The sequence below is a fragment of the Aeromonas sp. FDAARGOS 1419 genome (assembly GCF_019047045.1).
GTDB lineage: Bacteria > Pseudomonadota > Gammaproteobacteria > Enterobacterales > Aeromonadaceae > Aeromonas > Aeromonas veronii.
Window position 1 is genome coordinate 3956018 of record NZ_CP077209.1, and the last position, 22894, is coordinate 3978911.

The 22894-nt window shown below is 59.4% G+C and carries 22 protein-coding genes; 7 read left to right on the top strand and 15 right to left on the bottom strand.

Going from position 1 to position 22894, the window contains the following annotated elements; translation table 11 throughout:
* Positions 1 to 43: 43 nt before the first annotated feature.
* Positions 44 to 454, bottom strand: a complete 411-nt coding sequence (locus I6L49_RS18080) for a hypothetical protein (RefSeq protein WP_254127501.1) — start codon at positions 452 to 454, stop codon at positions 44 to 46.
* 386 nt (positions 455 to 840) lie between these two features.
* The gene (locus I6L49_RS18085) at positions 841 to 1158 is read right to left on the bottom strand and encodes a hypothetical protein (protein ID WP_005355042.1); all 318 of its coding nucleotides are present in this window, start codon (positions 1156 to 1158) and stop codon (positions 841 to 843) included.
* 348 nt (positions 1159 to 1506) lie between these two features.
* Here I6L49_RS18085 and I6L49_RS18090 point away from each other — a divergent pair, with 348 nt between their 5' ends.
* On the top strand, positions 1507 to 2397 hold the full coding sequence (locus I6L49_RS18090; protein ID WP_216950062.1) for a sensor domain-containing diguanylate cyclase: 891 nt from the start codon (positions 1507 to 1509) through the stop codon (positions 2395 to 2397).
* Positions 2398 to 2868: 471 nt separating this feature from the next.
* Positions 2869 to 4143 carry an amino acid permease gene (locus I6L49_RS18095; protein WP_203119465.1) on the top strand — a complete coding sequence of 425 codons (1275 nt, stop codon included), beginning with the start codon at positions 2869 to 2871 and terminating at the stop codon, positions 4141 to 4143.
* Between the two features lie 66 nt (positions 4144 to 4209).
* On the opposite strand, the gene I6L49_RS18100 is transcribed toward I6L49_RS18095, so the two are convergent.
* Positions 4210 to 4848 (bottom strand): exopolysaccharide biosynthesis protein, encoded by a 639-nt coding sequence (locus tag I6L49_RS18100; RefSeq protein ID WP_005356544.1) that lies wholly within the window; start codon positions 4846 to 4848, stop codon positions 4210 to 4212.
* A 251-nt stretch (positions 4849 to 5099) separates the two neighbouring features.
* Between I6L49_RS18100 and I6L49_RS18105 the strand changes: the two genes are divergently transcribed.
* Entirely contained in the window at positions 5100 to 5723 is a 624-nt protein-coding gene (locus I6L49_RS18105; protein ID WP_216951683.1) for an outer membrane beta-barrel protein, read from the top strand.
* A 90-nt stretch (positions 5724 to 5813) separates the two neighbouring features.
* Here the strand turns inward: I6L49_RS18105 and I6L49_RS18110 are convergent, their stop codons facing one another.
* Positions 5814 to 6737 carry a GGDEF domain-containing protein gene (locus tag I6L49_RS18110; protein ID WP_216950063.1) on the bottom strand — a complete coding sequence of 308 codons (924 nt, stop codon included), beginning with the start codon at positions 6735 to 6737 and terminating at the stop codon, positions 5814 to 5816.
* Positions 6738 to 7242: 505 nt separating this feature from the next.
* Here I6L49_RS18110 and amt point away from each other — a divergent pair.
* Positions 7243 to 8670 carry an ammonium transporter gene (gene amt / locus I6L49_RS18115; protein ID WP_216950064.1) on the top strand — a complete coding sequence of 476 codons (1428 nt, stop codon included), beginning with the start codon at positions 7243 to 7245 and terminating at the stop codon, positions 8668 to 8670.
* Between the two features lie 82 nt (positions 8671 to 8752).
* Here amt and I6L49_RS18120 read toward each other — a convergent pair whose 3' ends face one another.
* The 9 genes from I6L49_RS18120 to I6L49_RS18160 form a co-directional block, all read right to left on the bottom strand.
* The gene (locus I6L49_RS18120) at positions 8753 to 9220 is read right to left on the bottom strand and encodes a glycine zipper 2TM domain-containing protein (protein WP_005340126.1); all 468 of its coding nucleotides are present in this window, start codon (positions 9218 to 9220) and stop codon (positions 8753 to 8755) included.
* A 97-nt stretch (positions 9221 to 9317) separates the two neighbouring features.
* A complete protein-coding gene (locus I6L49_RS18125) occupies positions 9318 to 9815 on the bottom strand; it encodes a GNAT family N-acetyltransferase (protein ID WP_021231619.1) in 498 nt (165 codons plus the stop codon).
* 112 nt (positions 9816 to 9927) lie between these two features.
* A complete protein-coding gene (locus I6L49_RS18130) occupies positions 9928 to 10332 on the bottom strand; it encodes a nitrous oxide-stimulated promoter family protein (RefSeq protein ID WP_005356534.1) in 405 nt (134 codons plus the stop codon).
* Positions 10333 to 10419: 87 nt separating this feature from the next.
* Positions 10420 to 12222, bottom strand: a complete 1803-nt coding sequence (locus tag I6L49_RS18135; protein ID WP_005355029.1) for an aminopeptidase P family protein — start codon at positions 12220 to 12222, stop codon at positions 10420 to 10422.
* Positions 12223 to 12255: 33 nt separating this feature from the next.
* Positions 12256 to 12921 carry a GntR family transcriptional regulator gene (locus I6L49_RS18140; RefSeq protein WP_005340138.1) on the bottom strand — a complete coding sequence of 222 codons (666 nt, stop codon included), beginning with the start codon at positions 12919 to 12921 and terminating at the stop codon, positions 12256 to 12258.
* 193 nt (positions 12922 to 13114) lie between these two features.
* On the bottom strand, positions 13115 to 14740 hold the full coding sequence (pckA, locus tag I6L49_RS18145; RefSeq protein WP_005340139.1) for a phosphoenolpyruvate carboxykinase (ATP): 1626 nt from the start codon (positions 14738 to 14740) through the stop codon (positions 13115 to 13117).
* A gap of 149 nt (positions 14741 to 14889) precedes the next feature.
* Entirely contained in the window at positions 14890 to 15774 is an 885-nt protein-coding gene (hslO, locus tag I6L49_RS18150; RefSeq protein WP_005340140.1) for an Hsp33 family molecular chaperone HslO, read from the bottom strand.
* Between the two features lie 77 nt (positions 15775 to 15851).
* Complete coding sequence (gene hslR, locus I6L49_RS18155; RefSeq protein ID WP_005340141.1) at positions 15852 to 16250, bottom strand: ribosome-associated heat shock protein Hsp15; 399 nt, start codon at positions 16248 to 16250, stop codon at positions 15852 to 15854.
* 255 nt (positions 16251 to 16505) lie between these two features.
* Entirely contained in the window at positions 16506 to 16886 is a 381-nt protein-coding gene (locus I6L49_RS18160; protein WP_005340143.1) for a hypothetical protein, read from the bottom strand.
* 185 nt (positions 16887 to 17071) lie between these two features.
* Between I6L49_RS18160 and I6L49_RS18165 the strand changes: the two genes are divergently transcribed.
* Positions 17072 to 18460, top strand: a complete 1389-nt coding sequence (locus I6L49_RS18165; protein WP_216950065.1) for a phosphatase PAP2 family protein — start codon at positions 17072 to 17074, stop codon at positions 18458 to 18460.
* Entirely contained in the window at positions 18457 to 19542 is a 1086-nt protein-coding gene (ydiK, locus tag I6L49_RS18170) for an AI-2E family transporter YdiK (protein ID WP_185900088.1), read from the top strand. The genes I6L49_RS18165 and ydiK overlap by 4 nt, the downstream gene beginning before the upstream one ends.
* A gap of 245 nt (positions 19543 to 19787) precedes the next feature.
* Here the strand turns inward: ydiK and I6L49_RS18175 are convergent, their stop codons facing one another.
* Positions 19788 to 20162 carry a hypothetical protein gene (locus I6L49_RS18175; RefSeq protein WP_216950066.1) on the bottom strand — a complete coding sequence of 125 codons (375 nt, stop codon included), beginning with the start codon at positions 20160 to 20162 and terminating at the stop codon, positions 19788 to 19790.
* Complete coding sequence (locus I6L49_RS18180) at positions 20159 to 20602, bottom strand: hypothetical protein (protein WP_216950067.1); 444 nt, start codon at positions 20600 to 20602, stop codon at positions 20159 to 20161. Before I6L49_RS18180 ends, I6L49_RS18175 begins: the two co-directional genes overlap by 4 nt.
* Before the next feature lie 386 nt (positions 20603 to 20988).
* Between I6L49_RS18180 and dhaR the strand changes: the two genes are divergently transcribed.
* Positions 20989 to 22890, top strand: a complete 1902-nt coding sequence (gene dhaR, locus I6L49_RS18185) for a dihydroxyacetone kinase operon transcriptional regulator DhaR (protein ID WP_216950068.1) — start codon at positions 20989 to 20991, stop codon at positions 22888 to 22890.
* Positions 22891 to 22894: the final 4 nt, after the last annotated feature.

Sequence of the window (22894 nt, forward strand, 5' to 3'; positions counted from 1 at the left end):
AAGGGTGCTACAACGGCCGCTATCAATGTGACGATTATTATCACTAGTGACATGAGGCACAGCCCCCGCTTGCTGCTAGGCCAGCACTGCTTGAAGCCATCATGCCTGCGACACCATTTCCCATGATGGGGCTTAACCTACCGGTAACGGTACCACCAAATGCACCTGTAGCAATCTCTCTCATGCTGGCATCAGGATTGCTGGCAATGACGGTCATCGCCCCGATAACGGCACCGCCGCCTGCCCATACGACTGGTGCCGCTCTCTTGTTACGCTTGCTTTCATTTATATCTCTTATCACGATAAAGCTATCGTGCTCTATGCTGATAACTACCTTGGTTGAATTTGCGATTGTTGATATGGTATCGACATCAACAAATTCACCAGGGTATATAACAGTTGGATTTGAATTTTTGTCTTCTATTTCAATGTATCGACTAGAAAGGTTTACCACCGTGATGTTTTCTTTGTTGAAATTGATGCAATACTTTCCATCGGCATTAATAGAGTAATGTTCACCAGCGTGTAGTGTGTTTCAGTTACTCAATGGGCAAGTATTGGCATTGGCACTTGAAATACTGCACAGCAATAATGCTGTGGCTAAGCAGAGCTTCATCCATTATCTCTATAGTGGTTCATTTGGAAATCAATAATTGATTAAATGAGAATTGTTGTCAATTGTTTTTGGATGCATGCTATTGATTTAATTGTCAAATTTTCTGACAGCACCCTTGGCATTGCGGGTTGTGGGGCAGCACTTGCCTATGATGAGCTCGTTGTCGATGAAAGGGATATTGTGGGAGCTGGGCTGCACCCCATGCTCCCTGAGTTGACCTTGGGCTAGAGCGCCGGGAAGTAGCAGGCGCTCATGTCGATGGGGTGATCGGGGCAATTGGGCAGATAGAACTGCCAGCCCGCATCGGAGAAAGCGCGCAGTTCGGTTTCGACAAACTTGATGGCGAGGCTCAGGGCCTGCAGGCTGTCGATGCCGTAGATAAAGGTCTTGTCGCTCAGCCCTGCCAGCTTCACCTTGCAGCGCCAGTCACCGCTGGCGGACTTGGGATCCGGCTCGGGGGCCTTGATGGCGATCTTGAGGGTGAGCTGTTCCCCTTCGGTGCTGATAGCGTCGAAGCGGGCGGTAACGATGGCGTTTTTCATATGGCGATTCCTTTTCCGTGGTACAGCCCCTACGGTTGCGGGTGGCTGGCTCCCTGATGGCTGATGAGGTGAAAACTGGACTCAGGACGGCCAGCGTAAATGAACTTGTGAGTTGAAACAATGGGATATGCGCGACCGGGTGAGGGGGCTTTCGCCGCCGTGAGCGAGCGTAGTGGCGGGAGTAGCAACGCGCTGGCCACCTGTGGTGGCCGAGAGGCTGGCGGGCTGCTAGATGTAAAGGGTTGTTGGCTGTGGCCGCAGATTTTTCTGCGCTGCCGATGAGGGCGAGTGAGTCCTCTTGAGGCAGAATATCTCCCCCCTGTTTGACGTTGAAGTACAGGAGTTTCCGTGGCGCTTTCGGTAACCCAGCTTTATGAAGTGATGGCCCAGCTGCCAGATCCCGTCTTTATCCTCAGTGAAGATGGCTATTACGTGGAATATATCGGCGGTATGGAGCAGCAATCCTATCACGACGGCAATCCGCTGGCGGGCAAGCAGCTGGCCGATGTGCTGCCACCCGAGATGGCCATATGGGTCAAGGCGCAGGTAGCCGAGTCGCTGGCGAGCGGTCAGGTGCGGGTGGTGGAGTATGAGCTCTCAGCTGCCGAGGTGGGGGGGATCAATGCCGCCGCCGGGCCGCAAGGGATACAGCGTTTTGAGGGCAAGATTGCGCCGCTGCCCTCCCTCTATGATGGCAAGCGGGCGGTGGCCTGGGTGACCCGCAATATCACCCGCCAGTACGAGTTGCAGCAGCGACTGCTGCGCCAGAGCGAAACCGACCAGCTGACCGGCCTCTACAACCGCCGTTTCTTCTTCGAGCACTGCCAGCCGTTGCGGGCAGGGGAGGCCCCCTGTGGTCTTATCATGCTCGACATCGATCACTTCAAGCAGCTCAACGATCACTACGGCCATCAGCAGGGAGATCGGGCCTTGCAGCGCTTCAGTAGTTGTATCGATGCCCTGTTGCGGGCGGATGACCTCTTTGTGCGCAGCGGTGGCGAGGAGTTTCTGATCCTGCTGCCGCGGATCGATGAAGCCGGTTTGCTGCAGATGGCGGAGCAGATCCGTGCCGCCGTCGAAGCGCTGCCTGCCGATCCGGTCGCCATCACGGTCAGTCTGGGCACAACTCTGGTGCAGCCGGAGGAGGAGATCAATCAGGCGCTGGCTCGGGCCGACGAGTGGCTCTATCGGGCCAAGCGGGCAGGCCGCAACCGGGTGGCGCACTGCCCGGCAGGTTGAAAGTGCCGCCTCGGTCGCTGTCGGAAATAGCCTGCGCTTTTACCCTGAATAAATTGGCTGACATCACTGTCAATTAGTAGAAAAGTTGGCCGTATTATTTAACTCATATTCCACAGCTTAAGGTGTTAATATTATCGGCCTGTTCGCTGGTCCTATTTATGTTGTTGGGCAACAGCATGAGGTTTTATCGGTATGTTATCAAACAGGCGTGAATCGGGTTTTGGGTGACGAATGTGATACATCCTGTTGTCTTTTGAAACATTCCGATTCAAACAGTCATGAATTATTAACCTTGACCCGGATAGCGATTTCAACGATGGTAGCGTGGCAGCTCCGTTTCTCTCCGGTGGCCCTGTTGGCCACTGGCGGCGTTGTTTTTTCATGTGCAGGGCGATATGCAACGACATATCTCCAGCCTGTTATTCGGGCCAATAAAAATAATGATGACAGATTAATAAGGTATATATTGCAATGAGTGTTTCTATTGCTGAAAAGAGTAACCCTGTTTCAAAATTGAAATGGGAGAAAAGCGATTCGGTATGGACCATGGGCCTATATGCCACTGCTGTCGGTGCCGGTACGTTATTTCTCCCTATTACTGTTGGCAGTAATTCCCCGGTTATTTTACTGTTTATTTTATTGCTGGCTTTTCCGCTTTCTTATTATTCCCATCGGGCATTGAGCCGCTTTGTGCTCTCCAGCTCCCACAAGGAGGGGGATATCACCCACGTGGTGGAGGAGCACTTCGGGGCGCGGGCGGGCAAGCTGCTGATGCTGGTCTATCTGATGGCCTTCTACCCCATCATTCTGGTCTACAGCATCTCCATCACCAACGCGATCCAGAGCTTCGTGGTTCACCAGCTGGGGGATGCCGAGCTTCCGCGCGGCTTGCTGGTGCTGGGGGTGATGCTGGGCCTGCATCTGGTGCTGCTGGCCGGCAAACAGATCGTGGTGTCGGCCATCAGCGTGCTGGCACTGCCGATGGTTGCCTTTCTGATTGGCCTCTCTATCTATCTGCTGCCCCAGTGGACCCTCTCCTATTTCAGCGAGAGTCAAGCGGTGGACTGGCGTGATCCGGCGTTTTGGAAATCCCTCTGGCTGATCGTGCCGGTGATGGTCTTCTCCTTCAGCCATGCGCCCATTATTTCTTCCTTCAGCGCGGCGCAGAAAAAGCGTTGTCAGGAGAGTGCCGACCTGCGTGCCAAGCGGATCATCAAGTGCAGCAGCATGCTGATTTGCGGCAGCGTGCTCTTTTTCGTGGTGAGCTGCGTGATGAGTCTGAGTCAGGCCGAGATGGCGCTGGCCCGCACCGACAATATCTCCGTGCTGTCGGCGCTGGCGAACAAGTTCTCCAACCCGCTGATCGCCTATGTGGGGCCACTCATCGCCATTCTGGCCATGTCCAAATCCTTTCTCGGCACCTCCATGGGGGTGAGCGAGGGGACGGTGAGCATGGTGAGTGGTGCCTGTCAGGGGCTGGGGCTCTCCCTCAAGGAGTCAACCATCGCCCGGGTGTCATCGGTGATCCTGTTTATGGTGACCGCCGTCATCACCTATCTGAACCCCAATGTGCTCGACATCATCGAGCGCGTCAGTGGCCCGCTGATCGCGGTGATCCTGTTTCTGCTGCCGGCCTGCTCTATCTATCGCTTGCCCGCACTCAAGCGTTATCGCGGGCCGAGTACCCTTTTTGTGTTGGTGATGGGGCTGCTTGCCATCTCGGCCCTTATCTACGATCTGCTTTGACCGGGCGGTATCCCGCACAAATCAAAAAGGGCGACCATCTGGTCGCCCTTTTTCTGTGCATCGGGGTTAGCCGAGCAGGCCGCTGGCGCTCTGGCCCGCCATCAGCAAGCCGATGGCCAGCACGCTGAACCAGACCAGGGTCGCACTTACCAGCAGATAGCCGCTGGCGACGAACAGACCGTCCCGCTGCAACATGCCGGTGGCCAGCAGCAGGATGGCCCAGGCAGGCATGGCGTTGGTGAAGGGGATGGCGCCCAGGGGTAGCATCAGCAGCAGGGCGGCCAGCATGATCAGCAGGCCGTTGCAGCGGTTGACCGTGTTGCTGCCGGTCAGCACTAGCAGGCGCGGGCGGATAACGCGATCGACCCGGGCCAGCAGATCCGCCCCCTTGTGCAGGGTCGGCTTGAGCTGGTCGGCGGCGAAGCGGCGCTCCATCAGCATGGCGGGCAGCCAGGGCACCCGATTGAGGGTGATGCCGATCCCGATAAAGAGGATCAACAGGCCAAACGGGGTGCTGACCCCGGGAATGGAGACCGGCAACAGAAAGGGGACGGTGAGCAGCACGCAAAACAGCAGCATGCCCTGCTCGCCCACCAGCGCGAGCATCTGGCGCAGGCTGATGTGGCTCTCGTCGATGGCGTGCGCGGTGGCCCGCAGGGTATCCGCGAGGGTAGTTGTGGGGTCGTTGAGTTGCGCGGCAACCATTCCCTGATGTCCTTTTGAGTGGTGATAACGGGCCCCGATGACCCGATTTGGCGCCAGCATACGTGGCAGAGGTTAACCGTCGATGAATGGTGGCAGGGGCGCATAGCGGCGCCAGTGGGGCGGCTCGGCAGAGGTTCCGGCGAGAGGGAAATCCCGCGATGAAAGTGATCCGGTACAGCCGCCGTTTAGGATGGGCCTAGGACGCCTCTGGTATGCTTTCTGCACAATCACACAGGGAGCAGGGGATGATGATGAAGAGAGCCGGGATATTGATGATGGGGCTGTTGCTGCCACTGGGGCAGGCCTGGAGTAGCGAGGCCGCGACCACATCCGGTTGGCAGGTGACGCCATTTTTTGGCTACAGCTCAGCCATCGACTTCGAGAAGAGTGACGAGGTGGTGCAGCCGGTGCCGCTTTCTGCATCGTTTGATTCACTGCAGGGGCAGAGCTCCGGCAGCTGGGGCCTCTTTATCAGCAAGGAGGTGGATGATCCCGGTATGATCGAACTGCTCTACAGCCATCAGTCCACCACCCTCTCTCCCGACCAGCCGGATCGCCTGACGGTGGATACTTTGCACTTTGCCGGTGCGCTGACCCTCTCTGACAACCTGATGGCGCCCTACATCGGCGCCGGGATCGGGGTGACCCGCTTTGCCGCCTACGACAGCGAGGTGACCCCTTCCATGTCGCTGGCGCTCGGGGTGCAACCGCGCCTCGCCGAGCATCTGGCGCTGCGGGCCGAGGTGCGCGGTTATGGTTCGCTGGTCAACGACAACAATCAGTTTCTCTGCAACCCGGAGCAGTGCGTGTTCAAGGTGCGCGGGGAGCTGGTAACCCAATGGCAGGCCAATATCGGTCTTACCTTCCGCTTTTAGGCGGGGGGATTTCCCACATGAAACAAGGGCCCTTGGGCCCCTGTTTCAGCAGCAATGTTCCGCCGTGATCGGCAATCCACCGATAGCTCTTTACGCCTCTTTATTAATCGGCGTCGCCCATACCGCGCAGTTTCTACCCGCCTCCTTGGCGCCATAAAGCGCCTGATCCACCCGTTTGAACAGCGAGACGGCCGGCTCCTTGGGCTCGCGGATCCCCACTCCCAGGCTGACCGTCATGGTATGGGCCGGGTCGGGGGCTATGGTGCGGGTCGCAGTGAGCAGGGTGTTGGCCAGTTGCTGCAGCTCGGCTTCGTGGGCGACGGGCAGCAGCATGGCAAACTCTTCACCCCCGACACGGGCCGCCAGCGCACCGGGCGGGCAGTGCTGTTGCAACAGCTCGCCAAACTGCTGCAACACCCGATCCCCGATATCGTGGCCGTAGTTGTCATTGATCACCTTGAAGTGATCCAGATCCAGCAGGATGAGGGCGTGGCAAATCCCCTGCTCCAGAAACAGCTGCTGATGAAAGTAGCGCCGGTTTGGCAGCCGGGTCAGATCGTCGAACAGTGCCTGTTGTCTGAGCTGGGTATTGATGTGGAAGAGGTGGTGCATGGTGCTCAGGATGCCGATGCTGCTGAGCAGGATGCCGCTGGAGCGCAGCAGATCCTCGGCATAGATGGCGAGCCAGAGTGGCTGCGCCACCAGTTCATCCATGATGTCGGCGGTGGCCCCCATGATCCACAACATCAGACCGCAGGAGAGCATGCGGTAGGTATGGGTGGGCAGGTGGGCGCACTGCACCACCCAGAACAGGAACAGCATGGTGAGCCAGTTGATCACCTCGAAGCCAAAGCTGACGGCGTAAAAGCGTTCGTAGGGGAAGTGGGGCAGCAGCAACAGATGAAGGGCCATGATGGCCAGCATCACTATCCCCAGCAGCGCGATGTGGGCGCGATGCTCCCGGTCGAGATGACGGTAGTGGGAGAGGCTGATGTCGAGACGATCGAACTGCATGGTGTTCCTCGGATTGGGCCTGCCATCAGGTTGCAAACAAGGGGCTGTGTAATGGCATGCCGTGGTCGGATAACAGGAAACGGCTGGTCTGTCAGTGTAAACGAGCGGGCCCGCAGCGCGCGATATCGATGACGTCAGCTTGTGGACTGGCTCAGGGTTTGCGCACTTCTGGTGCGTGAAGTATCGCCTGCCCTGTGACAGGGCGACCCTGGGCAGGTTAGCGCAGCTCATGCGCCAAATTGGTGCGTTGATGATGCGTGATCTTACTAATGCAATGATTTAAAAGGATTTAAATTTGTGGCCCGCTTTATGCTTTTTACATGTCAGACGGTCTCTTGCGGTCATCGGCGGCAGACGCAGTGATGAGGAAGTGGCAAGAGACATCCCCGTGCCGGGCACGGGTGTGATTCTGGCGGGTTGCAGCAACACCTTGCGGTTCGCCACAGATTCAATCAGGGAAACGGAGCCGGTCTTGTACCGGTACGACAGGGAAGGAGAGTGCTCTATGGTCAAAAAATGGATGATGGCGGGTCTGACGATGTTGCCTGCCTTGCTGGTTACCCCAAGTTGGGCCGAAGAGGTCGCTCAGGTACAGGCGGCGGTGGCACCGGTTGCCAGCGTGACAATCAACAAGGGTGACAACACCTGGATGCTGCTCTCGGCGGCGCTGGTGATCCTGATGTCGATCCCCGGTCTGGCCCTCTTCTACGGTGGTCTGGTACGGGCCAAAAACATGCTGAGCGTGCTGATGCAGGTCTTTACCCTGTTCTGCCTCATCTGCGTGCTCTGGGTGATCTACGGTTATTCGTTGGCCTTTACCGAGGGGGGCAATTTCTATGGCTCCTTCAGCAAGGTGCTGCTCAAGGGGGTGACCCCTGACTCCATCGCCGCCACCTTCAGCAAGGGGGTCGGGATCAGCGAGCTGATCTATGTGGTGTTCCAGGGGGCCTTTGCCGCCATCACCTGCGGCCTTATCGTGGGGGCGTTTGCCGAGCGCATCAAGTTTGCTGCCGTGCTGCTCTTCTCGGTGATCTGGTTCACCTTCGCCTATATCCCGCTGGCTCATATGGTGTGGTACTGGGCGGGTCCGGATGCCTATATCAGCGCCGAGGCTGCGGCCACGGCGACTGCAACTGCCGGTTATCTGTTCCAGCACGGTGCGCTGGACTTTGCTGGCGGCACAGTGGTGCACATCAACGCCGCCGTGGCGGGTCTGGTGGGTGCCTATCTGGTGGGCAAGCGTCTGGGCTACGGTCGTGATCCCATGACCCCCCACAGCCTGACCATGACCATGATCGGCGCCTCCCTGCTCTGGTTCGGCTGGTTCGGTTTCAACGCGGGCTCCGCGCTGGAAGCCAACGGTATCGCCGCACTCGCCTTTATCAACACCTGGGTGGCGCCGGCTGCGGCAGCTCTCTCATGGACGCTGGCCGAGTGGGTGATGAAGGGACGTCCCTCCCTGCTGGGGGCCGCCTCTGGTGCTGTGTCCGGTCTGGTGGTGATCACCCCGGCAGCCGGTTTCGTCGGTGTGGGCGGTGGTCTGGTGATGGGCCTTATCAGTGGCGTGGCGGGTCTGTGGGGTGTCCACGGTCTCAAGCGCCTGCTGGGTGCCGATGACAGTCTGGACGTGTTTGGCGTACACGGGGTGTGCGGTATTCTCGGCGCCCTGCTGACCGGCGTTTTTGCCAGCCCGGATCTGGGCGGTACCGGGGTATGGGACTATGTCACCAATCAGGTTGCCGAGGGCTACTCCATCCTGACTCAGGTGAAGATCCAGGCTATCGGGGTCGGTGTCACTCTGCTCTGGTCCGGTGCCGTGGCGGCGATTGCCTTCAAGGCGGTCGACATGCTGGTGGGTCTGCGGGTGAACGGCGATGCCGAGCGGGAAGGACTGGATGTGACCACGCACGGCGAGAAGGCCTACAGCATGTAATCCCGAATGCCAGACAACAAAAAACCGCCGGGATCGGCGGTTTTTTTATGACTCGAGAGCTGCAAAGCCTGAGTTCACACGCTTAATTCACGACGGCCACGTTGATGCTGCCATTGCCCTGGGTCATGCGTACACGGGCGCCCGGGGTGAAGGTGGGGCTGGCTTTCTGCACGACCACGATGGCTTCGCCGTTCTCTTTCTTGATCTCCAGCTCGACACCGTCGACCTGATTCATCTTGTTGCCGATGGCGTTGCCTGCCGCCGCACCGGCGATGGCGCCGCCTGCGGCTGCGATGTCGCGTCCGGTGCCGCCACCGACTGTGCTGCCCAGCAGGCCACCGACCACGGCGCCGCCAATGGTGCCAATCAGGGAGTTCTCATCGGCCTGGATCTTCACCGGGCGGGTGGAGATGATGGTGCCGTAGCTGACGGTCTGCACCTGTTTGGCGCGGTCTTTGGTGTAAACATCGCCAGAGTAAACGTCACTGTTGGCGCATCCGGTGATGGTGGTTGCTGCCAGCAGGGCAATAAGGGTCATACGCTTCAACATGGTGGGCCTCCTGGGCTGCACGTAATTTGAACAATCCGGTTGATGAGTGAACTTTACTCCAACCCCGTCACACATGAAATCGGCAAAATGTAACCAATTATGCGTTCTGTAACCGGTTTTGTCCTTGAATCGCAGCTGTACCAGAGAGGGTTTTAACCAGCAGCAGACGGTCTTCTCCGGGGCCGAAATAGTCGGCTATTTCCGCCTGCAATGTGTAACCGAGCCGGTAGTAGAGGCGCTGGGCCGGATTGGCCGGATCGACTGTGAGCCGCAGTTCGCTGATCTGCAGCGCCTGCTGGTTGGCCTCCATCTGGCGCATCATCCGCTCCGCGAGGCCGAAACCGCGCGCCTCGGGCAGCACCGCCAGCGAGAGCACCCAGCCTTGCGACCGCTCCTGACCGAATCCCCCCAGTACATACCCCACCAGCTGCCCCTCGTATTCGGCCACCAGCAACAACTCGGGCCACAAATCCATCGCCTGACGGAAGAAGAAGGCGGGATAGACATCTTCGCCAAACACCTTGGCATCGATCTGCCAGATGGCGTGCATGTCATTGTGGGTAGCGGTGCGTAGCAGGGGCGGGTTGTGGTGCATCAGGACTCCATTGGCAGCAAACGGATCGGCAACGCCGCTGACCTTGGGGTCAACGGCAAAAAAGGAGTCATAGGGTAGTGGTCATCCCCTGCCGGATGCAAGGGATTGGCGGTTATGGCGGCAGGGGGCGGCTCTGGGGCAGTTTGGGCGCTTTGCGCAAGCCGTCGAGCAGATGGCGGAGGGTGAGCCAGGGGTGGCGCAGCAACATGCGCGGGCCGCTCCACTTCATCACCTGCTGGATCTGTTTGCGCATCGCCGGTGCGTAGCAGTGGATGTTGCAGTTGGCGCAGGTGGGTTTGTGGCCGTGGCCATAACGGCAGCGACGAAGGCGCTGATGGGCGAAATCCCGCAACTGGCGACAGTGGCGGCAATGGGGATCCTGATGATGGTGCTGGCAGTAGAGGCGGATCATGGCGCTGACCGTCTGCTGCTCGCGCATGAGTCTGGGATGGTCACTCGCCTTTTTGCTGGCTGCGGCGTGTGAGCCCCGGGCTGGGCTGGCATGATGACTTTTCATGGCCGCCATTCTCCTGACCTGCTCGCTTTGGGTGTTGATACAGGTCAAAAGGGGGGATAAAAAACAGGGCCCGCAGGCCCTGTGTCATCAGATGAGGCTGGTTGCCTGCTCCAGCCAGGCGAGATCCTCGCCCTCGAGCAGCGGGCTCAGGCGGCGGAACACCTCGACATGGTATTCGTTGATCCAGCGGAATTCGGCAGGGCTCAGCAGGCTGCGGTCGATCAGGCGGGTATCGAACGGCACGTAGGTCAGACGCTCGAAGCCCAGCATCGGCAGCTCGCCAACCTGTTCCAGCTCGGTCACCACTACCAGGTTTTCGCAACGGATGCCAAAGCCATCTTCACGGTAGTAGCCCGGCTCGTTGGAGAGCACCATGCCCGGTTGCAGGGCGACCATGCTCCCTTTTGGCGCGATGCGCTGGGGCCCTTCGTGGACACTCAGGAAGTGGCCGACGCCGTGGCCGGTGCCGTGGTCATAGTTGTAACCGGCTTGCCACAGCGGCATGCGGGCCAGCACGTCGAGCTGGATACCGGCGGTGCCACGGGGGAAGCGGGCCTGATCCAGCGCGATATGGCCCTGCAGTACCCGGGTAAACATCGCTTTCTGCTCGTCGCTCACCTCACCCACCTTGATGGTGCGGGTGATGTCGGTGGTGCCATCCATATACTGGGCGCCGGAGTCCAGCAGATAGAGGCTGTCCTGACCAAACGCACGCGGGGTGCCGTTGGTGTGGTGGTAGTGGCACATGGCGGCGTTGGGGCCAAGCGCCGAGATGGTGTCGAAGCTTGGCTCGACGTAGTGCTCCTGCTCGCGGCGGAACGCTTCCACCTGATCGGCCAGGGTGCCTTCATCCACCCCCTCGAACTCGCCGGAGGCGACCAGCCGATCCAGCCAGGCGAGGAAGCGGGTCATGGCCACACCATCACGCAGGTGAGCGGCACGCATACCGGTCAGCTCGATTTCGTTCTTGCACGCTTTCGGCAGCATGGTGGGGTCTTGGCCAGCCACCAGAATGGCGCCCGCCTCTTCCATGACGAGTTGGGTCCAGGCGTTGGCGCTGTCCGGATCGGCCAGCACCTTCTGCTGATCTTCACCAATGCGCTGCAACACGTCGCCCAGCTTGTCGATGGGGTAGACGGAGACATCCTGCCCCACGTGTTGGGTGAAGGCGAAGCAGTCAATTTTGTCGGTATCGACGAAGAAATCCATGCTGGTGTTGGCGTAGAGCACCGCAAAACCCAGCACCACCGGCAACCGGTCGATGTCGCGGCCGCGCAGGTTGAGCAGCCAGTTGATGGGCTCGGCCTGGGTCAGCAGCACGGCATCCAGCCCGCGCTTGCGCAGGTCGGCCGCCAGCTGTTCACGTTTGGACTGGCTGGACTGGCCCGCCAGCTCCTCGCTGTAGAGGATGACCGGGCTCTTGGTCGGCTCCGGGCGATCGCTCCAGTTCAGGTCGATGGGGTTCTGCTCGACGCGGATCAGCTCGATACCGCGATCGGCCAGCACGGCTTTGGCATTCTTGTACCAGGTCAGGCTGTGCAGGCGGGCATCGAAGCCAACCCGGGAGCCTGACGGCAGCTGTTCGGCCAGCCACTGCACATGGGGATTTTCAATGAGGTGGAGGAATTCGAACAGTTCGGCGGGGGTTTGCATCCGCGCCTGCACCGTATAGCGACCATCGACAAAGAGGGCTGCCCGCTGGGCCATGATGATGGCGACGCCGGCAGAGCCGTTGAAACCGGTGATCCAGTCAAGCCGCTCGGCATAGGCGGGGATGTACTCGCCGAGGTGCTCATCATCGTGGGGGACGATAAAGGCGTCCAACTCCTGCATGGCCAGCTCGGCCCTGACTTGGGCGACGCGGGTTTCAATTATCTCGAAATTATTCATGTCGTTAGTGCCAGATGGTTGCTATATGAGTGTTCAGTTTTTATGGCCGCTGGCCAGGATCCGCTTGATCGACTGACCTGCCGCTTCGATATGCTGCCTGAGCAGCACCACCGCCTCGTGCTTGCGCCGGGCGCGGCACAGTTCCAGCAATTGGGCGTGTTCACGTTCCGCCTTGTCTACTCCGTCGCTGGCAAAGAGCAGCTCGAAGCGGACATAGCGGTCACAGCTCAGATTGATCTGGGCGATCAGTTCAAGTGCCTGGGGGCGACCGGCTGCCTGATAGAGGGTGGCGTGAAAGCTGTGGTTCAACTCGGCCCAATGTTCGATCTGGGTGCCTGACTCCAGGGCGTGATCAAACTGGGCGAGGATCGCCTCCGCTTGCGCGAAGGTGGCTTCCGTCATCTTGTCGACGGCGTGAAACAGGGTATCGGCTTCCAGCAGCGCTCGCAAATAAAAGAGCTCTTCGATGGCCGAGGCGTCCAGCATGGTGACCACGGCGCCGCGATGGGCTTCGAACTTCACCAGCCCCTGCGCTTCCAGTTGCATCAGGGCTTCGCGCACCGGAATGCGGCTCACGGCCAGCTCTTTGGCAATGGCATCCTGACGCAAGGGGGCGCCAGCGGGGAACTCCCCACGGAGGATCCGGCCACGGAGGTTTTCCATCACCATCTGGGTTCGGGTCTTGTAGGGTGGGGTCATGGTCGGGTCACGATTGGGCGTTACAGAATTGTATATTGTATAAAGTTTGGCTGAATCTAACCTGTTACAACAGGCAAAGGCAAGGTTTTGGCCCCTTTAACGGGGGCGATGGCAGCGTTCGGGGCTCCACAAAAACAAAAATGCCGGTCAGCGTGGCTGACCGGCATGATGTCACTGATACGAAGCGAGCCTGTTACAGCTGCGGGCCTGCCGCAACCAGACGTTTGCCTTCGTCGTTATCGGTGAAGCGCTCGAAGTTCTTGATGAAGCGCCCTGCCAGATCGACGGCCTTGGCATCCCACTCAGCCTTGTCAGCGTAAGTGTCGCGCGGGTCGAGGATCGCCGGGTTCACATCGTGCAGCGCGGTCGGGATCTCCAGATTGAAGATCGGCAGCACCTTGGTCTCGGCCTTCTCGATGGAGCCATCCAGGATGGCATCGATGATGGCGCGGGTATCCTTGATGGAGATGCGCTTGCCGGTGCCGTTCCAGCCGGTGTTGACCAGATAGGCCTCTGCACCTGCCGCTTCCATCCGTTTTACCAGCTCCTGACCGTACTTGGTCGGGTGCAGGGAGAGGAAGGCTGCGCCGAAGCAGGAGGAGAAGGTCGGAGTCGGCTCGGTGATGCCGCGCTCGGTACCGGCCAGTTTGGCGGTGAAGCCAGACAGGAAGTGGTACTTGGTCTGCTCCTTGGTCAGTTTGGAGACCGGAGGCAGCACGCCGAAGGCGTCGGCAGTCAGGAAGATAACCTTGGTGGCGTGACCTGCCTTGGAGACCGGCTTGACGATGTTGTCGATGTGATAGATGGGGTAGGAGACGCGGGTGTTCTCGGTCTTGGATCCATCATCGAAGTCGATGGTGCCATCGGCAGCAACGGTCACGTTCTCCAGCAGCGCATCGCGACGGATGGCGTGGTAGATGTCCGGCTCAGCCTCTTCGGAGAGCTTGATGGTCTTGGCGTAGCAGCCCCCTTCGAAGTTGAACACGCCGTGGTCATCCCAGCCGTGCTCGTCATCGCCGATCAGCTGACGCTTGGGATCGGTGGAGAGGGTGGTCTTGCCGGTGCCGGAGAGGCCGAAGAAGATGGCGACGTCGCCGTCCTGACCCACGTTGGCGGAGCAGTGCATGGAGGCAATGCCGCGCAGGGGCAGGAAGTAGTTCATCATGGAGAACATGCCCTTCTTCATCTCGCCACCGTACCAGGTGCCACCGATGAGCTGCATCTTCTCGGTCATGTTGAAGGCAACAAAGTTCTCGGAGTTGAGACCTTGCTCCTTCCAGTTCGGGTTGGTGCACTTGGCACCGTTCATCACCACGAAGTCAGGCTTGAAGGTTTTCAGCTCTTCATCGCTCGGGCGGATGAACATGTTTTTCACGAAGTGTGCCTGCCAGGCCACCTCGGTGATGATGCGCACGGCCAGACGGGTATCCGGGTTGGCACCGCAGAAGCCATCGACCACAAACAGGCGCTTGCCGGAGAGTTGTTTGGTGACCAGCCCTTTCAGATGTGACCACACTTCGGGGGTAATCGCTTTGTTATCGTTTTTACCCTGGTCAGACCACCACACAGTATCCTGGGTAGTGGCATCTTTGACGATATATTTATCTTTCGGGGAGCGACCGGTGAAGATACCGGTGTTGACGTTGACGGCGCCCAGCTCGGTCACCACACCGCGCTCGAACCCTTCCAGGTCAGGGCGTGTCTCTTCCGCGAAAAGCTGCTCGTAAGAGGGGTTGCGAACGATTTCTTGGCTGTTTTTGATGCCGTACTGGTCCAGTCCTAATTGTTGGGCCAGGGTGGGTTCTGCCACGATTGTCATTGTATTCTCCTGGGTTCAGAGGTTGGTAGGGTTCTATCTGACGGTCATCCTATCACTTAGGTGGTAGAGTTTAGCGATCGCCATCAAACTTTATAAAATAGGGTATTTTTTTGTTATTAAAGTTAAAGGCGGGTTTTGCCCGCCTTTAATTAGTGTAACTGGTTTGCATCATTGCCGGGAGCCCTGCTGAACAGGGTTTCGACATCGATCCCATTAAATTGGTACTGGGCGCCGCAATAATCACAGTGCATGTCGATCTTGCCGAGCTCCTGCACCATCTCCATGACCTCTTCCTTTTCTATCTGCAGCAGAGCCCCTTCACAGCGCTCGCGGGAGCAAGTGCAGCGGAACTCGACCGCCTGCGGATCGAACACTCGCACCTTGTCCTGATGGTAGAGACGGTAGAGGATCTCTTCTGCCTGCAGGCCGAACAGCTCTTCATCCTTGATGGTGCTGGTGAGCTGGGTCAGGTGATCGAAATCGTTGCTGTGATCCTCGCTCTGGGCGGGCAGCTCCTGCAGCATGATGCCGGCGGCGCGCGGCGCACCTTCGTGATAGCCGGTGCGGATCCACAGCTTGGTGGCCAGCTGTTCGGAGCGGGCGAAGTAGTGCTCCAGGCAACCCGCCAGGGTGTCGGCGTCCAGCGCGATGATGCCCTGATAGCGCTCGCCCTGCTCCGGGGTGATGGTGATGATCAGCTGGCCGTTGCCAATCAGGCTCTGCAGCTTGCCATCGCTCGGCAGCTCGCCTTCATAGCGGGCCACGCCGCGCAGCTGCTGGTTGTTGTCACCGTTGATCACGGCCAGACGCACCGGGCCATCGCCCTGTAGTTGCACTGTGATGGAGCCTTCAAACTTGAGGGTGGCGGTCAGCAGGCTGGTGGCGACCAGCAGCTCGCCCAGCAGTTTTTGCACCTGCACCGGGTAGTTCTGGGCTTCCACCACGTGGCGGTAGGTGTGATCCAGCTGGACCAGCTCGCCACGCACTTCGTACTCTTCAAACAGATAGCGATACAGCAGATCTTGGTTGCTCATCATGTATTCCTGGCTTTTCGGTGAGGTAAATCGGGCGGGCTGGGGTTGAGGCTAGCCCGGTATCAAATCGGGGTCGGTCAGTACTGTTTGACCTTGAGCAACTGGCGTCGCTCCTGCTTGTCGGGGCGGCGCTCGGGGCTGGGGGCAAACTGGCTGTTGAAGCGGCGCGCCTCGCTGTTCTCGGCCCGTTTTTTCAGGCTCTCGGCGGTCTCTTCATAGAGCTGCTGGGCCAGCGGGGCCGATTTGCGCTGCTCGCTCAAGGCCAGCACCCGCACTTCGCGTTCGTCCTGCCCCTGCCAGAAGCGGATTAGTGCCCCCACTTCCACCTGTTTGCCCGGTTTGCTGCGCTGACCATTGTAGTGCACCTTGCCCCCGTCTATCTGATCCCGTGCAATGGAGCGGGTCTTGTAAAAACGGGCCGCCCACAACCACTTGTCGAGACGAACCTCGAGGGCACTTTCTGCATGATTGGGCATGAACAGGCTCCATAACGGGGAAAAGAGGTGGTCGATTATACCAGAGCACGGGGTCGGGATAGAAACCGGGCAGCCGCCGTGCGGGGCGCAAACCATGTCAAGGTGATGCAACATATGGGCAGTTTGCTGATTCACAAGGGAAAGCCGCTGCTTTATCGGGTATTCATGGGGCAGGGAGGAGCCTCCATACCGCACATATAAAGCTGCCGCCCCGGTTGGGGGCGGCAGCGTTCACATCCATCAACCATGTCAGAGTCAGAAGTGATCGTGCTGATCCGGCTTCTTCTGGTCGTGGGGGCCTTCGCTGTGGGCGATGGCGGTACGGATGAGGTCAACCCCGGCACGGATAATCAGCACCCCCATGTTGACCAGCTTGACGCAGACCCACATGAAGGTGATGAGCAGGATCAGCTTGAGCACGGTCTGGAAGGCTTCCAGGAAGTTCTGCTCCAGCTGGGCGGTCAGGCCGTTGGCGCTGGTCATCAGCCAGGTGTAGACCTCGCGCACGAACGGGATGCGGCTTGGCATCTCCAGCACATCCAGTGCGGCAGGAAGCGCCTGGAAGATGACGATGCTGCCGAACAGGATCAAAATGACACCGATGGCGATGCCGAGGAAAAAGCCGAACTGTCTCATGGAGGGCTCCAGCGTTTGCTGCATGAAATTGAAGATAGCCGCCAATAGTAGGGAGTGCCCTGCTTCATCGCAATCTTCCGTGCACCGTCAGCGCGGCAGGAACCGCGGCGATCCGGCCGCTACCGTTGCCCAACTATCTGATTTCTGGGAGGCTTGTCGCCATTGTGCATAGGGAAAGCAAATTGATGTCGAGAACCCTCTTTTTACTGTTGCTGGCGCTGTTTGCCACTCTGCCAGCCCTGAGTGCCGAACCGGCGGCTCCCTCGGCGGCGGCCTGCGCCATCCGCCATCAGGATCAACTGCTGCTGGTGCAGGATCGCATCTCCTCTCGCTACAGCCTGAGCGGTGGCTATATCGATGGCGGCGAGCGCCCCGAGCAGGCGGCGCTGCGCGAGCTGTATGAAGAAACCGGTCTGCGCGGGGAAATCGTCGCGGATCTTGGCCGCTGGCAGAAAGCACAGGTCTTTGCCTGCCGCACTCTGGAACCTATCGTCGCCCAGCAAGATTCCGATTTTGTCTCGCTGCTGCAGGCTCCCAATCTGGGCGGGGAGATCCTCAACGCCCGCTTGATCGCGGTGGACAAGCTGCCCGGCGCGCAGCGCCGCTTCCCGGATCAGCTCGACTGGCTGCAATCCCGACTGGATAAGGTGCCCGAGAGCGAGGTGCGCTGGCAGGCCGATTTCGTGGCGCAGGGCAATGCGCTGCATCAGGCCGAGATCCCGCTGATGATGCGCCTGCAACAGTGGCTGGGGCCAGATGTCTGGTGGCTGTCGGTCAGCAATCTGTTTGGTTCAGGCGGCTTTCAGCTTGCCCTGATACCTTTGCTGCTCCCGCTGCTGGGGTGGCCGCGGCTGCGCCAGCTGCTGTTCGCCATGCTATGGCTCGGCTTGCTGGTGCAGGCGAGCAAGGAGGGGATCGGCTGGCCGCGCCCCTTCCATCTGCAACCGCTGCTGGCAACCCAGAGCGCCCAGGGCTTTGGCATGCCGAGCGGCCACACCGCCTCGGCCCTGCTGTTCTGGGGGGCGCTGCTTGGTTGGCTCTGGCCTGCCCGGCGCGGGCTGGCTTATTCGCTGGCCTTGCTGCTGGCCCTTACCACCGGTCTGGCGCGGGTCTGGCTCGGGGTGCACTTTATCTCCGACGTGGCGGTTGGCCTGCTGATTGGCGCCTTGCTGCTGGCGGTTCGCCCATACTGGCGGCTGGATCAGCGCGCTTTGGCCTGGGGCTTGCTGATCGCTGCGGCACTGGTTTGCGCTGGCTTGAGTCAGTCGGCCCATCTGGCCGGGATCGGCATGGCGGCCCTCGGGATCTGGGTTGGCGGTTTGCTTACCCTGACCCGCGGCGGTTATCCCCCCATTGTGACCGGCGTGGTCACGCTGGCGGGGGGCGCTCTGATCGGGGCGGGGCTCTGGGCGCTACCGCTGCTGACCAGCAGTTCGCTGGCCATCCTGCTTGGTCAGTTTGTGCTCTTTTTCGGGCTGGGGCTCTGGTTGAGCGCTGGCCTCTGGTGGATACTCTCTTTCTTGAAATGCGACACACGACCCAAGGGCAACGGCTCTGACAAGGGAACTCTATGAATGTGAAAAAAGTGGATTTGGCCAAGATAACCCTGGGGGTGCTGTTTCTCAGCATCCTGATTATCTCCTGTTTCTTGGTGTTGCAGCCCTTCCTGCCTGCGCTGGTGTGGGCCACCATGATCACCATCGCCACTTGGCCGCTGATGTTGATGGTGCAGCGGCTGTTGTGGGGCAAGCGCACCCTGGCGGCCCTCTTTATGACGCTGGTGCTGCTGCTGATGTTTGTCATCCCGCTCTTTATGACGCTGGCCAATGTGGCGGAGAAGGCCCCCATGCTGATCGAGCTGGGTACCCATATCAGCCAGTCACCACCGCCGGAGCTGCTCTGGTTGCAACAGGTCCCGCTGGTGGGCGACAAGCTCTATGACTTCTGGCAGCAAATTCTGGCGAGCGGTGGTCAGGTGCTGTTTGCCAAGCTGGCCCCCTATTTCGGTCAGACCGCCCGCTGGCTGGCCTCTCAGGCCGGTAATCTTGGCTTGCTGTTCGTTCACTTCCTGCTGACGGTCGGTATCTGCGGGGTGCTCTATCACTCGGGTGAAGTGGTGGCGACCGGCATTCGCCGCTTTGCCCACCGGCTGGCGGGTCAGCGTGGTGACAATGCCACCGTGCTCGCTTCACAGGCGATCCGTGCCGTGGCGATGGGGGTGGTGGTGACCGCGCTGGTGCAATCCTCGGTAGCCGGTGTCGGCCTGCTGATTGCCGGTATCCCCTACGCCATGGTGCTGGTGGTGGTGATGTTCCTGCTGATCGTCGCCCAGATCGGCCCCTTCCCGGTGCTGTTGGCCTGTATCGGCTACCTCTACTGGAGCGGTGACACCACCTGGGGCACCTTCCTTCTGGTGTGGTCACTGATTGCGGGCACCATGGACAACTTCCTGCGCCCCTTCCTGATCAAACGTGGCGCCGACTTGCCGCTCATCCTGATTCTGGTGGGGGTAATCGGTGGCTTGCTGACCATGGGGATCATCGGTCTCTTTATCGGCCCCGTGGTGCTGGCGGTGGGCTACACCCTGCTGGATGCCTGGATCAAGGAAGATGACCAACCGGCGACTGCGGCGGTTGAAGCGCCCAAGGCCGAGTGACGACAAGACGATTCAGCCATCCATCGCTGATGCACAGAGCCGCCCATAAGGGCGGCTCTGTGCTTTATTACCGTCCCATGTAGGTTCGATTAGCGAAGCGTAATCGGACGATCGAGATGCCGCCGTCCCGGTTGTATCCATGAGTCAGCGGCATCTGGCAGAGGGGAAATTCGAGTAGCCGTTATCGCGGAGAATTGATTTACGCGAACGTCCGATTACGCCTTACGGCTAATCGAACCTACGGGCTATTTGGCCGACTTTATATAATCAAGAAGTTGTGCAGGCTGTAAGATTCCCAAGGCAACCAACATAACCAATAATCCGATAAATATTATAGACCCAGCGCCCCATCCACTTTTAAAACGAATATGTACACTTACAGCAGCCCAAACGCATGCACATATACCAATTAAAAAGATAAAAGACTTCGCTTTATCACCAAGTTCATGTAGAAAGTTAAGAGCTGCAAAACAAAGAACAAAAATCACGCATGGAATAATTACCCATAACTTTGAAAGCTTGTCTTCAGGCTTTTCAAAGAAATCTAAAGGATTGAGCCCATTGTTCTCAAAGTGATTCTTTATTTCTTCAGGGGTCCCTTCTACACCACCAAACTTCATCCTCCTGCCCTCCCAGATGAGTTGGGCAAAACTGCATTCACATCTTTTATGACAGCTTTATCGCCCCACTCGGAAGAATTGGAATCCTTGATGTAAATTAGACGGTTAGGCTCCAATATGGTGTTTGTACCACGAAAGGTAAAGCCGCTTAAGTTACCACCAAAGGCTCTCTGATTGATTCTCCCTAAGGCCTCACCAGTGCTATTACTTTCTTGATGGTAGATGTCATCATTCATGAGCCCATTACCTATAACAAACTCAAGAATTGCACCATTTTTAGCAGGGTAAACATTACATAGCAATCCAAACCCAGGACGTAAATAACGAGTTAGTTGACGACGATAGTTATTAATGTATTTTTGTATTGTATTTTTGTTCATGTTATCTAAGATAACTCTCCATTGTGGTCTAACGGTGATTATATGAACGGTGGTACCCATCCATTAATAGAGCCTTCGATACAACTCCGGTTTGCCCTGATTGCCGCCACAGAAAACACATTTTAAATCACAAAATTACCGACCTGCCTATGGTGCTGAACATATTCGCCAGCCATCCTCTTTTGGCTCTATTTTTTGCTACTGAGCAAAATACACGTAAGGGGCGGCAATGGAAAGCGCCATTCGTCCTCCTTTTCATAAACAAGTCAGTAGTGTGATCGTGGCGATATATCAAAAGATCGAAGGAGTGCCTCGGCCAGCAGTTTGCCGACGTAAACCCGAGCGGGAGGAGGGCGGGGTTGCCACCCTCTGAGGCAGGTCACTGAATCGGGGGCGCTGGCGTGGTTAAATGGTCGGCTCACATCTTGCCGGATATTGCTGTGACCATGCCATCTGACCTTCAGCCGCTGCTCGCTTGGCCTGACTATCTGCGGGCATCCTGGCTGCGCTGCGCCCACCAGACCAGTGCCACCCTCTGGCATCCCCCCCACTGCGCCAAGGGGCAGACCTTGCAGAGCCTGCGCCAGCGCAAACGGGACCTGCTCACCACCGGCGAGATGGCCCTCGAAGATCTCTACGAATTTATGGAGGGGCGCCCCTGCGCCCTGCTGCTCACCGACGAGAGCGGCTGCCTGCTGGCCCAGACCGGCCACCCCGACACCCTGCGCGAGCTGGCGGCGCTGGGGTTTGGCCCCGGCGCCTTCTTCAGCGAGGGGCGCATCGGCACCAATGCCATCAATCTGGCGGCGCTGGAGGGAGTACCGCTCTGCGTCAGCGGCACCCAGCACTTCAACCAGACCCTCCATCCTTGGCACAGCTGCGCCAGTCCGGTCTACAACAGCAATGGCCGTCAGGTCGCCATCATCGCCTTGATCTGCAAGGTGGAGGAGGCGAGCGCCGGCGATCTGGCGCTCACCGTCAGCGCCGGGCGCGAGCTGGCCCATCTGCTGCAGATGGAGACCCTGATGCAGGAGTCCCAGCATCACCTGAGCGAACTTTACGCCCTGCTCGATGGCATGGATGACGGCGTGCTGGCTTGGGACCCGCAGGGACGGCTGCGCTACCTCAACGCGCTGGCGGCCCACCGGCTGCGGCTCGATCCGGCGCTCTGTCTCGGCCAGCCGCTGGAGCAGCACCTGCTGCTGCCGCAGCGGTTGCAGTTGGCCATCAAGGGGCAGACGCCACTGAGTCATGTGGAGGTGACGCTGGAGCGGCTCGGCGCGCAGGAGGGGGAGTTTATCAATGCGCTGGTGAGCCTCAAGCCGCTGCCGGGGCCGGAGGGGGTCAGCTTTATCGCCCTGCTGCACCCGGTCGATCGGCTGCGGGCCATTCACCAGCTGCGCCAGACGGTGCCCGAGCTGTCGGCACTGGTGGGGGAGTCGAGCGCCATGCGCAAGCTGCTGCGCTACGCCCGGCAGGCGGCCCAGAGTCAGGGGCCGATCCTGTTGCGCGGCGAGGAGGAGGTAGGCAAGGCCCAGCTGGCGGAGGCGATCCACTTTGGCAGTGAGCGGGCCGCCGGGCCGCTCATTACCCTCAACTGCAAGGCGCTGCCGAGCGAGCGGATGGCGCTGGAGCTGATGGGTTCCGACGAAGCGGGGCAGGAGCGGGCGGGCAAGTTCGAGCTGGCCCACGGCGGCACCCTGGTGCTGGAGCAGGTGGAGTGCCTCTCTGCCCCCATGCAGGCGGCGCTGCTGCAACTGCTCAAGACCGGTCGCATCCAGCGCTTCGATTCGGCCCGTATCCTGCCGCTCAAGGTGCGGATCATCGCTACCAGCAGCGCCCCGCTGGAGCAGCTGGTGCAGGAGGGGCTGTTTGGCCGCCAGCTGCTCTATGCCTTGCAGGCGTGCGAGCTGTGGCTGCCGGGATTGCGGGAGCGAGCGGCCGATCTGCCGGGCCTTATCAGCCAGCAGTTGGCGGCGCAGGGGCGCGAGCCGGTACGGCAGTTCAGTCCGGCGGCCCTCGACTGCCTGCTCGCCTATCCCTGGCCCGGCAATCTGGGGGAGCTGCGCAGCGCCGTCGAGCATGCGCTGCTTCATTCCGGTCAGGGGCCGATCCCGCCCGAGGCGCTGCCCGCAGCCATTCGGCACGGCTATCAGCAGGTGGCAGACGAGGTGGTGGGGCAACCGCTGCTAACGCTGGCGGAGCTGGAGCGGCAAGCCATCTTGCGCTGCGCCCACGCTTGCAAGGGGCAGGTAAGCCAGATGGTCCAACATCTTGGCATCAGTCGCACCACCCTCTGGCGGCGGCTCAAGCTGCTCGAGATCGATCCCGCCGACTATCACGGCTGACGGT

Bases quoted from the DNA above. Each gene is read 5' to 3' on its own strand.
- I6L49_RS18085 (WP_005355042.1), bottom strand. From the start codon at position 1,158: ATGAAAAACGCCATCGTTACCGCCCGCTTCGACGCTATCAGCACCGAA.
- I6L49_RS18175 (WP_216950066.1), bottom strand. From the start codon at position 20,162: ATGAAGTTTGGTGGTGTAGAAGGGACCCCTGAAGAAATAAAGAATCAC.
- I6L49_RS18130 (WP_005356534.1), bottom strand. From the start codon at position 10,332: ATGAAAAGTCATCATGCCAGCCCAGCCCGGGGCTCACACGCCGCAGCC.
- I6L49_RS18095 (WP_203119465.1), top strand. From the start codon at position 2,869: ATGAGTGTTTCTATTGCTGAAAAGAGTAACCCTGTTTCAAAATTGAAA.
- I6L49_RS18165 (WP_216950065.1), top strand. From the start codon at position 17,072: ATGTCGAGAACCCTCTTTTTACTGTTGCTGGCGCTGTTTGCCACTCTG.
- I6L49_RS18100 (WP_005356544.1), bottom strand. From the start codon at position 4,848: ATGGTTGCCGCGCAACTCAACGACCCCACAACTACCCTCGCGGATACC.
- hslR (WP_005340141.1), bottom strand. From the start codon at position 16,250: ATGCCCAATCATGCAGAAAGTGCCCTCGAGGTTCGTCTCGACAAGTGG.
- I6L49_RS18125 (WP_021231619.1), bottom strand. From the start codon at position 9,815: ATGCACCACAACCCGCCCCTGCTACGCACCGCTACCCACAATGACATG.
- dhaR (WP_216950068.1), top strand. From the start codon at position 20,989: ATGCCATCTGACCTTCAGCCGCTGCTCGCTTGGCCTGACTATCTGCGG.
- I6L49_RS18140 (WP_005340138.1), bottom strand. From the start codon at position 12,921: ATGACCCCACCCTACAAGACCCGAACCCAGATGGTGATGGAAAACCTC.
- amt (WP_216950064.1), top strand. From the start codon at position 7,243: ATGGTCAAAAAATGGATGATGGCGGGTCTGACGATGTTGCCTGCCTTG.
- I6L49_RS18105 (WP_216951683.1), top strand. From the start codon at position 5,100: ATGAAGAGAGCCGGGATATTGATGATGGGGCTGTTGCTGCCACTGGGG.
- I6L49_RS18180 (WP_216950067.1), bottom strand. From the start codon at position 20,602: ATGGGTACCACCGTTCATATAATCACCGTTAGACCACAATGGAGAGTT.
- I6L49_RS18160 (WP_005340143.1), bottom strand. From the start codon at position 16,886: ATGAGACAGTTCGGCTTTTTCCTCGGCATCGCCATCGGTGTCATTTTG.
- I6L49_RS18120 (WP_005340126.1), bottom strand. From the start codon at position 9,220: ATGTTGAAGCGTATGACCCTTATTGCCCTGCTGGCAGCAACCACCATC.
- I6L49_RS18110 (WP_216950063.1), bottom strand. From the start codon at position 6,737: ATGCAGTTCGATCGTCTCGACATCAGCCTCTCCCACTACCGTCATCTC.
- ydiK (WP_185900088.1), top strand. From the start codon at position 18,457: ATGAATGTGAAAAAAGTGGATTTGGCCAAGATAACCCTGGGGGTGCTG.
- I6L49_RS18135 (WP_005355029.1), bottom strand. From the start codon at position 12,222: ATGAATAATTTCGAGATAATTGAAACCCGCGTCGCCCAAGTCAGGGCC.
- hslO (WP_005340140.1), bottom strand. From the start codon at position 15,774: ATGAGCAACCAAGATCTGCTGTATCGCTATCTGTTTGAAGAGTACGAA.
- pckA (WP_005340139.1), bottom strand. From the start codon at position 14,740: ATGACAATCGTGGCAGAACCCACCCTGGCCCAACAATTAGGACTGGAC.